The organism is Thalassospira alkalitolerans, from assembly GCF_002115745.1.
GTDB classification, from domain to species: Bacteria; Pseudomonadota; Alphaproteobacteria; order Rhodospirillales; family Thalassospiraceae; genus Thalassospira; species Thalassospira alkalitolerans.
Map to the genome: position 1 here is coordinate 268,090 of NZ_JFKB01000004.1, position 14,969 is coordinate 283,058.

The following is a 14,969-nucleotide window of genomic DNA, read 5'->3' on the forward strand; positions in this document are numbered from 1 at the left end:
CTAAAGCACACATCCCCGTGCCGCGACTTCAACCGTTTCGACGTCGCCGTCACGTACCAGATGCACCTGATCCAGCATATTGCTGACGACGCACACATGGTTCGGAATGACTTCGATCCGCTGGCCGATTTCAAACGGTTTAAGCGTCGGGTCGAACTGTAAAATGCCATGTTCCTCAGACAATGCCTTGACCGCGACCTCGGGATGACCAACGACATAGCCATACCCCTCAAGCCCCAGCAAATCCGAGGTTAAAACCTTGGACCCGGCATCAATAATCGCCCGGCCCGGCGCAGGCAAAGATACGATTTCGGTCAAAACCCGAAGCGCACAATCATCTTCCTTGCAAACGCCTTTGGCCATCAACGACCGGTCATTATAGATATAAGTACCGATGCGATGTTCAGTCACGCTCGGCACTTCATGGGCCAGCCACATATCCGGCGTCCCACCGGAACTGCGCACCGGGCAGTTAATGCCAAGGGTCTCAAGTTCCGCCATGGCTTTGGTGAAAAATGCCTCGACTTTTGACCCGCTGCCAGTTGCCGGATAAGTCATCAATCCAATAAATTTCAGCCCCGGCAAAGATGTTATTTTCTGTGCCAGATCAACGGCCTCGGCCGGGTTCTGCACACCGCAACGCCCGCCACCCGTGTCGCATTCCACAAGAACTTCCAAGGGTTTGGCGCTATCGGCAAAGGCTTTGGACAAACCATCGACCACAACCGCATTATCGGCAACCACACGCAGGCTTTTGACCCGATCAAACAACGCGCGCAACCGCGCCAATTTACGGTCGCCCAACACGTTATAGGTCAACAGAATGTCGTCCAGCCCGGCATCAGCCATGACTTCGGCTTCACCGATTTTCTGGCATGTGATGCCAATCGCACCGGCCTTGACCTGTTGGGCGGCAAAGGCCGGAATTTTATGGGTTTTGATATGCGGACGCAGCCCGATCCCGTGTTTGTCGCAATAGGCCTGATAGGTGTCGATATTGCGATCGACAACATCAAGATTGACCACAGCACAAGGCGTATCAAGTTCGGAATATTGCGGCGATTGGGCCATTGGGGCGGCGTCCTTTATTGGGTGCGTAACGGATATTCAGCTTGCCTTGGCGGCAAACGGATCATCAACAATCGGCCAAAGCAGGCGGGTCACATGGCGATATCCATTAGTTTTCGGATCGGACGGATAAGGCCCATGGACATCGACATAAATGATCTCGCCTGCGATTTTGGCAAACGCATCGTAGAAGTGATTGGTCGATTTGATAAACAAATATTTTTTTGCCGTCGGATCAATGCCCATATTTGAAAACAGGCTGGGATCGAAACTTTGCGACCGGTTGGAATTCAAGATCACCTCGCCGCCCCCCGGAAGCTCAATCACCGCACAATCGCCCAATGGCACAATGCTGTCGCCAAAATACTGCCAGGAATCACGACGGATGGTTTTTACCCGAACCTCGGCATCAATCGGGGCCCCCGCATGCGCACCGGTTTTACCGCCAAAACGCAATGGTAATGTCGCGCCCTCGCCCGCGGAAATGCAAATACGCACGGCCATCGGGTCCCAGACGGTGCCAACCGCAAAATCACTCAATCCCCGCGCCATTGCTGCACGCAGCAATATCGTGCTATCGCCCGGAACACCGCCACCCGGATTATCCCAGACATCGGTCAGAACAATCGGCTTGGCATCGTTGGCATCACTTGCCAAGGCCTGATCAAGGGCGACATCCGGGGTCACAAAACTTGGCCGGGTCGTCCCGCGGAACCCGAAAAGTTCGTGTCCCAGTGTTTCCGCAGTCTCGCGGGCCTTAGTCGGATTATTGTTGGTGGTGACAATCACCTTGGCCCCCAAATCGGGCACATCACCAGCCATAAAGCCGTGAATGAACGAAACCGAAAGGATATCACCAGTTCCTTCAAGCGCCTTGGCACGGTCGATAAACGACCGCATCGGTTCGCGCGATGTCGGCAAAACTTCGATCATATGGCAATCAAAGACAGCTTTGGTCGGGGTAATTTCACCGCGCAGCGTGCGCAACACCAGATCAACAACCGAACGACCGGTTTCGACAAAATCGGTATGGGGGAATTCCTTGAACGCGACGATGACATCCGCGTTGGAAACCCGGAGTTCGGTCAAATGACTATGCGGATCAAAACTGGTGCCAATAATCACATCCGGCCCGACAATTTCACGAATACGGGCAAGAAGGTCGCCTTCGCAATCAAGATAGCCTTGCGCGACCATCGCCCCGTGCAGACCCAGAATAACCGCATCAACCGGCAAGGCCGCCCGTAACTGACCCAGAACTTCATCACGCAGATTTTCATAAGTTTCGCGATTGACCAAGCCGCCCGGTTCCGCCCAAGTGGCGGTTCCTTCGATCAAATCCCAGCCCTCCTTGGCAGCACGAAGACGCGCCTCGGTAAATACAGCACTGCAAAGCGTCGGGGTTACCGGATGCTGGCCCGGCGGGGCATAAAAACTTTCCTTGAAATCGGAAAAATCCGTGCGCAATGGCGAAAATGTATTGGTTTCGGTCGCAATCGAGGCGCAAAAAATCCTCATGACCCCATCCTTTTTGTTCTTTGTATTCATCATAATTTATGTGCAAAAGAAAATGCGTGCGGGTGATGGACCACCCGCACGCGCATGGGTTTATTCCATGTAGCGGTGGGCGTTGGCCTTATCGACTTCTGTCTGGAACAGTTCGAGAAGTTCAACGCCTTCCGTGCCCAAAGATTCCTGAACGTGTTTAACCACGACCGGCTGGGTCACATCTTTAAGCTTCTGACGCTCGGTCGAGCTTAATGCAGTGATTTCCATTTTATCGGTCAGGCCTTTAAGACCACGATCCGATGCTTCGATCACGCGTGAAACACCCCGGCTGGCAACCACACAAGACTGTGCCGCATAACGGACGATTTTCTGCTGATCAGCAGTCAAATCATCCCAGAATGCTTTCGACAGCATAAAGGTGTAAGGCGAGAACAAGTGATTGGTCAGGGTCAAATAGCCCTGAACTTCGTTGAATTTCGCGAAGGTCACGGTCGGAACCGGGTTCATCTGGCCGTCGATTACGCCCGTCTGAAGACCGGCATAAACTTCGCCCCAAGCCATCGGATAGGCTTCGGCACCCAATGCCTGCATGATTTTCTGGTGTGACGGCAATGACATGGTGCGCACACGAATGCCTTTGAAATCTTCCAGTTTTGCAATCGGATGCTTGGAATTGGTCACGGCAAAGAACCCGCCGGTATCGGGGAAACCAAGAACCTTGACATCACCAAGGGTGTTTTCGATATCACCGGCCAGTTTCTGACCGAACGGACCATCAAACACGTCATAGGTCGATGCGTTGCTGTCAAAGGCAAAGGCAAGGTTCAGAACGTCGATGCGCGGATAATACGATGCAATCGCCCCGGTCGATGTCAGGGTCGCCTGAATCAAACCATCACGCACCATCTGCACATGTTCTGCCGCCGAACCAAGCTGGTTGGACGGATAAACTTCGACCTTGATTTCGCCATTGGTGTCGGCTTCGACAATATTGGCAAAAACAGCGGTACAAGCATGTGCCGGATTATCAAACGGGTCTTCTTTATTATCATGGGCAAATTTCAGAACCTTTGGTTCCGCATAAGCCAATGACGTGCTGCTGGCCAACATGGCCGTCGCAAGGGCAAATGCCCCAAAACGTTTCATCGTTTTCATATTCTGCCTCTCCTGAATTAAAGAACGTTCTTTCTGTCCGTATCATTACCGAATTCGGCACCCCGGACCGGACCTGACCGGGGTTTTTCATTGCCCCGGGTTACCGGAAACCAAGCAATCGCGGTACAAGCAGTGCAAGGTCCGACCAAAAGGCAAACAGGAACAGCACACCCAGTTCCGCCAAAAGGAACGGCCAAAGCTGGGCAGCAATTTTTTCAAGCTTTTCACCCGTCACCGATGACAACACAAACAGGCACGCCCCCACGGGCGGCGTCATCAACGAGATGTTAAGGGCTAAGACAAAGATGATCCCGGCATGGATCGGGTCCATCCCGATCTGTGCGGTCAATGGCACCAGAACCGGGGCCAGAATGATCAGGATTGCATTGATATCCATGACCATCCCGATCATCAGCAACAAGGCAACGATCATGAAAATGACCATATAGGGATCAGATGACAGGCTCAGCACAAGGCTGGCGACTTCTTGCGGGATGCGGTTAAAGCTCAGCCACCAGCCAAGGATCGACGCAAAGGCGATGATGACAAAAATCACGCCCGTTACCCGTGCCGTGCGGATCAACATCCGGAAGAAATCGGTAAATGTCAGCGCGCGATAAACAAACACGCCGATAAACAGGGCATAGGCCACGGCCACCGATGCGGCCTCGGTCGGGGTGACGATCCCACCCAAAATGCCGCCAAGGATAATCAAGGGCATGATCAATGCCGTGATCGAGGATTTGAAAATCACCCAGATTTCCATAAGGTTCGCACGACGTTCGTTTTTCGGCAGGTTCTTGGACCGTGCGGTTACCGCAATCACCGTCATGCAAATCAGGCAAATCATAAGCCCCGGCAAGATACCTGCGGCAAACAGCCCGCCAATCGATACCCCCATCAGCGACCCATACACCACCATCAAACCGGACGGCGGAATGGTCGGGCCGATGATTGATCCGGCCGCAGTCACCGCACAGGCATAATCACGGCGATAGCCACGTTCGACCATGGCCGGGACCAGTGTTTTGCCAAAGGCCGCCGCATCGGCGGTTGCCGCACCGGTCAGCCCGGCAAAGAACACCGATGCCAGCATATTGGTATGGGCCAAACCACCGCGAAAATGCCCGACCAGGGCCTGGGCGAATTTCACCAACCGGCTGGTAATGCCGATATGGTTCATGATTTCACCCGCCAGAATAAAGAACGGCATGGCAAGGAACGGGAAAACGTTTAACCCGTTAAACACCTTGCTGGGCCCCTGAGCCAGGAACATGCCCCCGCCCATGTCATACAGTCCGATCACCCCGGCAACGCCAAGGGCAAAACCGATCGGCATGCCCAGAACCATGAAAACAACAAAAGAAATACCGACGATCATTCCGCGCCCTCCGCCAGTTCGACAGGAACAAAACGACCCTGATCACGCAGTGCCACCAACAACAGTTGAACCGCTGCCAACAGCGATGCCACCGGCACGGCGGCATAAGGCAACATCAATGACATGCCAAAGATCATTGCCTGACGGCGCATCCCCCCGGCGGCAAAATCAAACCCGTAAATCGCCAGATAAAGAAAGGCCCCCAGCGCGATCAGATCAACACAGAACAAAATGGTTCGCTGGATCGGCATTGGCAGGCTCAGGACAAACATCCCGATGCCAATGTGTTCACGGCGTGCAATACCGGCCGAAATCGCCAAAAGTGCCGCCCAGATCATCAGATAACGGGCCAGTTCTTCGGGCCAGTTCATTTGCCAGTGAAAAATGTAACGATCAACCACGCCAAGCCAGACATCAAGAACAAGGGCCAGCATCAGAACTGCAATAACTCGTTCGACCACCCAGTTTAACGACCGGCTGATCATTGCAGCTATGGTTTCAACACGGCGCAACGCCATCTTTCTCAATCTCCGCTGATGAATATTTTATGTAATTTTTCTACATCGTGATGATATTTATGTAGCTTGTCTACATGTTTTTGAGTCATAATTGCAAATACAGCGGCTTACAAGCCGTAAAGAACGACATTTTAAGTAGTTTAACTACATTTTGGCACATATGTGTCTTGTGCCACCCACAAGACAAAGACAGGGAGATCCCCCATGGCGATCCAACATTTCGGCAATCAACGCACCGGTGCCGGTGGTCAGAAGCTTCCATTTTCCCCGGCCGTTCGCGCAGGCGATTACGTCTATATCTCGGGTCAGGTCGCGATGAAAGAAAACGGTGAAATCGAATATGGCGGAATCGAAGCCCAGACCAAACTCACCATGGAAAACGTCAAGGCAGCACTGGCACTGGCCGGTTGCACGCTTGACGATGTTTTCAAAATGAATGTCTGGCTGGAAGATACCCGCGATTTCTGGACATTTAACCGGGTTTATGCCGAATATTTCCCCGGCGAACGCCCGGCCCGTTCAACGGTTCAGTCCAGCATGATGGTCGATGCCAAGGTCGAGATCGAAGCTATCGCCTATAAACCGGAAAAGTGATAATTATCAGCGGGGTGTCGGTATTGGCACCCCGTACCCACGAATGATCGGAACCACCTTATGCAGCCCGCTGCCGATATCATCAGTCTTCTGCGTCGCCGTGCCGGGTCTTTTCCCGCGCGCGAACAACTGGTTGCTGATTATATTCAGGATCATCTGGAAGACGTCACCACCATTGCATTGTCCGATCTTGCCGCCAAAGTCGGCGTCAGCGAACCGACTGTCATCCGGTTTTGCCGGACCCTTGGTTGTGACGGATTTCGCGATTTCAAAATCCGTCTGGCACAGAACCTTGCGGTCAGCATGCAATATCTGGCCCCTGATGATCTGGCCGATGATACAACCGCTGCCGATGTTCTAAGCAACCATGTGCTTGGTGTGATCGTCGATAACCTGCGTTTGCTGCGTGAACAGCTTTCAAGCGCTGAAATCGACAAGGCTGCCGATATTCTGGCCAAAGCCCGTCAGGTTGCTTTTTTCGGGGTTGGTGGTGGCTCGACCACGGTGGCATTTGATGCGGCAAACCGTTTTTTCCGGCTGGGTATCCCGGCACAGGCCCAAAGCGATGGCTATTTGCAACGCATGCTGGCCTCGACCTTTGGCGAGGATGATGTGATTTTCGCCATCTCCACCAGCGGCCGCCCGACCGAACTGATCCACAGTGCCGCCATTGCCCGCCAATACGGTGCCAAGGTCATATCCCTGACCCATCCGCAAAGCCCGCTTGCCGCCGAAAGCGATCTGGTGATCGGGATCGATATGCCCGAAAACCCCGATATCTATAAACCGACGGCCACCCGCCACGTCTTTCTGGCGACCATCGATATCATTGCAACTGCGGTTGCGCGCCGCACACCCGAGCGGGCGTTGGAAAAACTGCGCCGGATCAGGTCGTCCTTGTTAACACTTAATCTGCCAACCGGACGCCAACCGATTGGCGACTGATCGCCCGGATTGCCCAACGAACAGAGCAGCCCCCAGCCCCATCACCCTCCCGTCCCCATCCCTATCGAGGCCCCAATGACCCGTACTGCTTTTATCGGCGAATGCATGATCGAACTTGCCGGAACAACACCTGGCAGCATCTTTGGGGCCGCCAATCTGGGATTTGCCGGTGATACGCTAAATGCAGCAACCTATATGGCGCGCACATCGCGACTGCTTGCCGCCCCATCAACTAGCGACAATGGCGACAACAACGACGCCAACGGCGATACCCGTGTTTCCTATATCACCGCACTGGGGAGTGATCCCTATAGCGACGCCATGATTGCCGCATGGCAGGATGACGATATCGATACCGGCCTTGTGCGCCGGATCGATGGCGCCCTGCCCGGTCTTTATGCCATTCAAACCGATGATACAGGCGAACGCAGCTTTTCATACTGGCGCAACAACGCCGCCGCCAAACAGATGCTGCAAGGCGGCCATGATGCCACATTGCGCCACGCCCTTGCCGGTTTTGATTGCCTGTATCTTTCGGGGATCACCTTGGCGATCCTTTCCGAACAGGATCGTAAAACCCTGATCGACATCACCACACGCTTTGCCGATCAGGGGGGCAAGGTGTGCTTTGATACCAATCATCGCCCGCGCCTTTGGCCTGATCAGGATCGCGCCATTGCAAGCTACCAAGCAATTGCCCCCCATTGCGATACGGTTCTGCCAACATTTGATGATGACAGCGCGCTGTTTGGCGATACGACGCCAAGTGCAACCGCCCAACGCTGGCACGCGCTGGGCGCACGCGAAGTCGTTGTTAAGTGCGGCGGTGAACCAACATTCTTTTCTGTCCGCGATGGCGAGGGCGATGGCGAGGGGAAGGGTAATAACAATACCTTCCGCACCGGCACCGTAACGCCCCCCAAAGTCACCGATATTGTCGATACAACATCGGCGGGCGATTCCTTTAACGGGTCTTATCTGGCCGCGCGCCAAACCGGCCATGATGTTGCCGGTGCGATTGCGATTGCGCAAAAAGTCGCCGCGCGCGTAATTTCACGGCGCGGCGCATTGGTCGATATCAACGACCTTGATCTTATTGGGCTTTAAACCCGATCAGTAATCCAGCCGGAACTGAACACCGGCCTTGCTGTCAATCTCGGTGGTTTCGCTGGTGACGCTGATATTTGGCGTCAATTCAATCTCGACCTCGACCCCGCTTGATCCCGGCGTGGTCCCGGTTTTGGTGCCAACATAGACCCCCTCCGTCAGGTATTTGCCAACTTTGACATTCGGCCCGTCATCACCGCCGCCCACCTGCAACACATCCGCGCCGATAAAACGGCGGATCGTTCCGACAATGTCAAAACCACCACCCCCACCGGACAATTCATTAACCGCACTGGCAAGCTGAACCGCTTCAATTGCGCTCAGACTGCCTTGCGATTTGCCAAACAGGACCTGCGACAAAATTTCGTCTTCTGGCAAGGACGGATCGGATGACAATACCAGTTCCGGGTCGCTGGCCGGGCCACTGAACCCCGCCGTCACGGTCAGATCGGTGGTGGTATAAACCCCTTCGATATCCAGCAACGGATCGGGCGGCGTCGCGCCTGAAAACGTAATTTTGGAATCCTTGATCACGAATGTCTTGCCAATGATATCCAATTGCCCGCGAAGCGCCTGCAACTGGCCAACAATAATCGGCTCGGCGGTGGTGCCGGTGATATCAAGCGTGCCGCCCCATTCGGAATCAAGCCCCCGTCCACGCACAAATAGCCGCCCGGGGATATTGACCGTCACATCAAGATTGCCGACAAATCCCGATGCCTTCTTTTTCTTTTCGGCATCCGCGCGCTGTTGTGCATCGTCAAGGTTTTGCACATCAAGGGCCGGAACCGATACCGGCAGGGCAAGCGTCAAATCCACTTCACCCCGGCGCACAACAACATCACTTTTGATATCGGCGGTTCGTTCGGTCCCGGTGACAGATGTTTCAACATCGGCCCAGAATTGCAGCTCGTCCTTGCGCGACAGGGCCGCATTATCGACCTTAAAATCAGCCTTGTAACGCACCAGCGGATCACCATCCATGACGACCTCGGCTGACCCATTGATTTTGCCATTGCCGCCATCGGTTGCCGTGATTTCGGGAATGCGCAAACCATTCTGATCAAAATCACCATTGATCGTGATTTGTTTTAACAAGGTGCCATATTCCAGATGCTCATAAGCGCCATCGGAAAGGGCCAATGTGCCATTCCAATCAAGCGTCTCAAGCGTCCCTTTGGCAACCACATCAAGCCGAATTTTCCCCGAAAGCACATGATCCGGTGCCGGAACATAGGGCCAGAATTGCCCGATTTCGCCGTCAACCTTAACCACCGCATCAATCCGCGCGTTCGGATCAATCGCAAAATCCTGTTTCAAGAACGAAATGCCAAGCGGCACCGTCCCGCGCGCCTCAAGCACACGGGCATCCGCATTGCCAAGCGTCGCCGTACCGTCAAACTGACCATCGCGCAGGGCGACATCAAGAACCATCTCGACCGGTGCCAAATCCTTTGCCGCACTCGACACAATATGATCAATCCCGCCCCGGATCGTCGCCACCGGTAACTGCCCGGATTTTTCACTGAGATCAGCGGTGATATTCATCGTGCCATCCGCCCCGGCAAGACCAAACATCTCGCCCCATGGGCCAAGGACAAGATCGGCAATCTGCGCATTGGCGTTAAAATCACGGCCGGGCTGATGATCAAGCCGTGCGGTCACATTCCCCGCACCGACCTTAACCACGGCATCAAGTTTCTGCCGCCCGGCATCCGTTTGCCTAAATAAAACCGGTTTTTGTGCGGCAATGGTCTGGCTGCCGATGGTCGCGTCCAACCGGTCCGCCCGCACCGTAATGCCATCGACAACGCCCACTTCCATCGCCGCATTCAATTTGATCGGGATATTGCCACGCAACTGACCCGTGGTATCCATCGCAATGCCAATCGCCGATAAATCCCCGGTAATCGCGGTTGTCAGTTGATCAAGCACGACCGGCGCATAACGAATATCGCGTCCGTTCAATTTCAAATCAAAACCGGGCTTTTCAAACGCATTTTTGATCGACCCGGAAATTGTCACATCCTTGATGGCGGGTTGGTCGGCCCCGCTTTCAGCCGCCAATCGAATGCCTTTAAGCGCGGCCTCAATATCGATCTTCTGCTGGCCCGATTGCGCGCCAAAAATCACGTCACCCTGTATTGTTCCATTGGTTGTTGGAACCCCGAAATCCGAAAGCATCACGGCATCAAGCTTGCGAATGGATAATGTGCCGCGCATCGGAACGGCGTAATCCGGCAAGGCCAGCTTGCCCGCCAGATCAATCCGATCCCCGGTCAGGGCGATATTGTCGATATGCACCCCATCGTCGGGCAACACAACATCCGCTGCCAGATCGTAATGGCGCCCCGCCATTGCAAAACCACCCCGGTTAATCAGCGACAAAACCGCCTGATCGGACCAACGCATTTCGCTTGTGACGGTGACTTTTTCAAACGTCTGTCCCCCGGCGACAATCGACGGGGTTGCAAGTGTCACCGTGCCGGGCGGGGCCGAAATATCACCATCGAGCGCCACCAAAAGCGTTGCCGGCGCCATCGAAACACCACTATCTGGCGGCACGGAACCGGACTGAACCATCAGATTAGATTTAACCGACAACCAACTGAATTCATTTGAAATATCAACCTTCGCCGGACCAGAAACCATGGCGGTCGCAATCTGATCCAAGGTGATCGAAAAATCAAACACCTCGCTGATCGCAAGTTTGCCATCAATGCCCGGCGTCGGGCCAACAACACGATCAAGATCGTCAATGCCAAAGCCAACCTGCCCGGTTGTCACCGCAACATCACCTGCGCCGCCCGCATCGGGCGACCAGTTCAGATGACGGATCGCAACTTGGCCGGTGCCGACAAGATCAAGACCAGAAATCGGCGCAAAGATCGAAAGGTCGCTGACATCGGCAATCAATTCGCCGTCCCTTACCGCCATTGCATCATCAATATCAGCAACACCGTTAACCGTAATCCCCGGCGCATCGATCACAATCTTGCCAAGGGCGAATTTGCTGAAATCCGGGGCAATCATCGCATCAAGCACCACCTGTTGCCCATCGCCCAGCATCGCGGCAAAATCGGCGTCCTGCCATTGATGGGCTGCAAGATCGATACGGCTTTGCACCGCAAATCCGCGATCATCACCGCGCATATCCGCATCAAGCGCCAGACTGCCAATGCTTGAAACCGGGGTCACAACATCCCGTCCGCGCACCATCACACTGATATCGGGCATTGCAAGCGCCCCCTTGGCATGCGCCAACAGGTTCAACCGCCCCCAGGATATCGCACCATCGGCCAATACCGATGCCTTTGGGTCAATATCCGCTTCAAGATCGGCCACCAAAATGCTGTCGGTAAGGTCAATATCGGCCGTTGCCATAACCTGTGCCAGATCAGCCTTGGTGATGTTGGCGCGCGTCAGGGCAAGACGATTGGCCCTGGCGTCATAACGCCCGCCAATGCCAAGCGCGATATCGCCGCGCAACGGATCTGGCACTACATTGGCAAGAACCCCCTGTGCCTCCACCACCCCATCCAGATTAAACACAAGATCTGACGTGCCAAGCGCAATACCAATATCCCCGCCAAGGGTCACCAGATCACTTGCGGCAAGGTCAATTCGCCCCTGCCAGTCATTGGCCGGGCCATCACCGGTCAATCGCAATGTCACATCAGGCGCTTCATCCGGGGTTAACCCGGCCAGCGTCATCACCAGTCCTGCACGATCAAGCTGACCGTCAATTTCCGCTGTTAAACGCTGTTTCTTGCCATCAAAATCAATATCGGCCTTAAGCCGGTCAATGCTGTCATCAAGCGGTTTTAAATCAACGGCCAAGGCACCCGAAAGGTTTTTGCGGATTGCCGCCCGCCCCTCAAGGCCATAGGCAAAGCTTTTGCCGCTGGCTGGATCGGAAATGCGAATATGGCCAAGTGCAAGCTTGCCAAGCTCAATCGCAAGCGGTGGTGCAAAATCACCCGACCCACTGTCATCATCGGTCGGCACTTCATCGTCACCGCCCATCCCCGGCAGCACGACATCAATTTCGGCACTTTCAATCCGATCAACCCGAAGCACGCCGCCCAAAAGCGCCATCGGAGACCAATCAACCGCCAAGCGGCTGACATCAACGGCAAGCCCGTTATCAGGTATCGACAGCGACAAACGATCCAGCGACACCCCGGTCCAAAGACTGCCTTCGATCCGGCCAAGATCAAAATCACCCTCAATCGCATCGGCCACGGTACTGTTGATCCACGGCGTCATAACGCGCAAAACCGGCCCGGTCGCCGCAATCCCGACGACCAAAATCAGCACACCCAAAAGACCGCCAAACGCAATAACGCCGCGTATCACCCATTTTGCGATGGGGCGGCGTTTTGGTTTTTGGGGTGATTTTGGGGTGTCAGACGGCGTCAAAATGCTTGTCCAAGGCTAAGATAAATCTGGAAATCGTCATCAACATTGTCGCGCTTATCAAGCGGGACCGCGACGTCAAAACGAAGCGGTCCGACGGCTGTATAATAGCGTAACCCAAGCCCGGCGGCCCATAACAGACCAAGATCATCCGGGTTGCTGGATTCAAAAACATTACCGCCCTCAACAAACGGGACAAGCCCAATGCTTTCGGTGATGCGCGCCCGGAATTCTGCCCCGACTTCAAGCACCGAACGCCCGCCTTCGGGATCGTTATTTTCATCAAGCGGGCCAACTTTTTGGTATTCATACCCGCGCACCGAACCACCACCACCGGAATAGAACCGTTTGTTGGCTGGCAATGACGAACGGTCTTCACCAATGATGATCCCGGCCCGGCCCCGCCCGGCAATCACATAATCCCCATCGTCATCAAACGCATAATATTGCGACCCATTCAACGAAACCGATGCAAATTGCGCACTTGGCCCACTGATGCTGGTATAGGGCGACACGTTAAATTCCAACCGGTTGCCTTCTATCGGATCAAGGGGATTATCCGTGCTGTCACGGCGCAAAATGCCGCGCAAACCGGCAAGATAGAATTGCTCGTTCGGGGAATCAGCCCCCGTCAAATCCGAATATTCCGCCGTTGGCCCCAATGTGGCCGACCAATATTCAGCAAATTTGCGCTCGACGCCGACAAAACTTTCGACCAGTTCCCCGTCATAGGCATCCGTGCTGTAATTCTTGGCTGACCCATTCGAAACAAGGGCTTGGCGCCGACGCAGGAATTGGGGCTTGCGAAATGTTCCTTCAAGCCCCTGACTTTGATCGGAACCCTCGACACCAAGGCGCAGGCGCTCACCCGCGCCAAACAAATTGCGGTTTTCCCAAAACGCATTTGCCCCCGGCCCGTCGGCGGTCGAAAAATCAATCCCGCCGCCGATGGTGCTGTGTTTGCGTTCGTTGACTTCGATTTCAATCGGCACTTCGCCGCCCTCGCTAACCGGCCCAACCGGTTTGACGATCACGCTGTCAAACAAGTTCGATTGCGCCAGGTCGCGGCGTGTAATCTTGATTTCTTCGGGCGAATATTGTTGCCCCGGGCGCCAGCTACGATACCCGGCGATAAAGTCTTCATCGATTGTTTCGGCCCCTTTGACGGAAACCGCACCGAAATTTGCCTGACGATCCGTGATCAATTCATAGGTCACCGAAATGGTTTTTTCGGCTGTATTGGCCATCACCGTGCGCTTGCCTGCTTTAACAAGGGGAAACCCCCGGTCACGCATGAAATCAACCGCGTATTGTTCACCCAAAATGATCGGTTCTGCCGCAACGCGCTGCCCCAAATGCAATTGGCTTTGCAAAAGTTCGGCATCCGTTGCTTCGCGCTCGACCGTTTCGTCGGGATGAATAATCCGAAGCGTCACCTCTGACAAAAGATAGGGGGTGTTGCTTTGCACCTGATAGATCAGTTCCAGCGGATCGGGGCTTTGCACATCGGTGTTATTGGTCGCACCATCGGTATTGCTTGCGCCCTGAACCGCATCGTCACCTGCACCATTCCCGGCATCCCCATCTGCCGATGTGACAACATCATCTGTCACATCGTCGTCCGGGTCCAATTTACGGATTTCAAACGTCACCTGCCCATCATAAAACCCAAAAGACCGCAGGACGGCTTCAAACCGTTCAACATCGTCCTCGGCCCGGCGTTCAAGCCCTGCGCGCGATGGCGTCGGGCGGGACTGCAACCGGATGGCCGTGCTGACATTACGCAGCATCGCATCCAGGCGTTCTTCCTGGGGATCAAGACCGGCAATCTCGACCGCATAGGGGATGCTGGTTCCCAGCTGATCCTGTGCGACGGCTTCGCTATCATTACCAAAACCAAGCGACAATGGACCATCGCCCGAACAGGCGGCCAAAACCGAACTGCCAAGCAGCATCGACACCAACCCGATTCGTGGCATATATAATTTACGGTTGCGGCTGATTGCCTTACCCAATGATGAAATCCTCAGTCGCTTCATTCTGTCCTGATCTTATTGTAACGCTTTACCTATGCCAAAGGTGTGTCACAAATTCTTTTATAATTTTTAGGCTCTTGCCAATCATCTAGCATATTTTCATTCTGTATCCGGGTCGAGTGCCCCAAGGCTCAAAGCGCATGAAAAAATGGCATGGCTATGATCTGTAATCGCACTTGCCAGAAAAATGTGTTGCGCGTACTGGAAGTTAAAAGCAACAAGTTTGCCACAGCCACC

General features: G+C 54.3%; 10 protein-coding genes. 3 read left to right on the forward strand and 7 right to left on the reverse strand.

Translation table 11 applies throughout. From position 1 onward, the window contains the following. From TALK_RS07935 to TALK_RS07955, 5 genes are all read right to left on the reverse strand, one after another. Positions 1–1,071, reverse strand: a complete 1,071-nt coding sequence (locus TALK_RS07935) for a D-TA family PLP-dependent enzyme (protein WP_085617619.1) — start codon at positions 1,069–1,071, stop codon at positions 1–3. A 36-nt stretch (positions 1,072–1,107) separates the two neighbouring features. Continuing rightward, on the reverse strand, positions 1,108–2,586 hold the full coding sequence (locus TALK_RS07940; protein WP_085617621.1) for a M81 family metallopeptidase: 1,479 nt from the start codon (positions 2,584–2,586) through the stop codon (positions 1,108–1,110). Positions 2,587–2,676: 90 nt separating this feature from the next. Then, a complete protein-coding gene (locus TALK_RS07945; protein WP_139833755.1) occupies positions 2,677–3,732 on the reverse strand; it encodes a TRAP transporter substrate-binding protein in 1,056 nt (351 codons plus the stop codon). Between the two features lie 100 nt (positions 3,733–3,832). Continuing rightward, positions 3,833–5,113 (reverse strand): TRAP transporter large permease, encoded by a 1,281-nt coding sequence (locus TALK_RS07950; protein ID WP_085617623.1) that lies wholly within the window; start codon positions 5,111–5,113, stop codon positions 3,833–3,835. After that, positions 5,110–5,631, reverse strand: a complete 522-nt coding sequence (locus tag TALK_RS07955; RefSeq protein WP_085617625.1) for a TRAP transporter small permease — start codon at positions 5,629–5,631, stop codon at positions 5,110–5,112. The genes TALK_RS07950 and TALK_RS07955 overlap by 4 nt, the downstream gene beginning before the upstream one ends. A 204-nt stretch (positions 5,632–5,835) precedes the next feature. Here TALK_RS07955 and TALK_RS07960 point away from each other — a divergent pair, with 204 nt between their 5' ends. The 3 genes from TALK_RS07960 (at position 5,836) to TALK_RS07970 (ending at position 8,277) form a co-directional block, all read left to right on the forward strand. Next, complete coding sequence (locus tag TALK_RS07960; RefSeq protein WP_085617626.1) at positions 5,836–6,225, forward strand: RidA family protein; 390 nt, start codon at positions 5,836–5,838, stop codon at positions 6,223–6,225. Between the two features lie 60 nt (positions 6,226–6,285). Next, complete coding sequence (locus TALK_RS07965) at positions 6,286–7,170, forward strand: MurR/RpiR family transcriptional regulator (protein WP_085617628.1); 885 nt, start codon at positions 6,286–6,288, stop codon at positions 7,168–7,170. Between the two features lie 75 nt (positions 7,171–7,245). After that, the gene (locus tag TALK_RS07970) at positions 7,246–8,277 is read left to right on the forward strand and encodes a sugar kinase (RefSeq protein WP_085617630.1); all 1,032 of its coding nucleotides are present in this window, start codon (positions 7,246–7,248) and stop codon (positions 8,275–8,277) included. A gap of 6 nt (positions 8,278–8,283) precedes the next feature. Here TALK_RS07970 and TALK_RS07975 read toward each other — a convergent pair whose 3' ends face one another. Both TALK_RS07975 and TALK_RS07980 read right to left on the reverse strand, forming a co-directional pair. Further along, a complete protein-coding gene (locus TALK_RS07975; protein WP_085617631.1) occupies positions 8,284–12,699 on the reverse strand; it encodes a translocation/assembly module TamB domain-containing protein in 4,416 nt (1,471 codons plus the stop codon). Then, positions 12,696–14,651 carry an autotransporter assembly complex protein TamA gene (locus TALK_RS07980; protein WP_245829776.1) on the reverse strand — a complete coding sequence of 652 codons (1,956 nt, stop codon included), beginning with the start codon at positions 14,649–14,651 and terminating at the stop codon, positions 12,696–12,698. The genes TALK_RS07975 and TALK_RS07980 overlap by 4 nt, the downstream gene beginning before the upstream one ends. Positions 14,652–14,969: the final 318 nt, after the last annotated feature.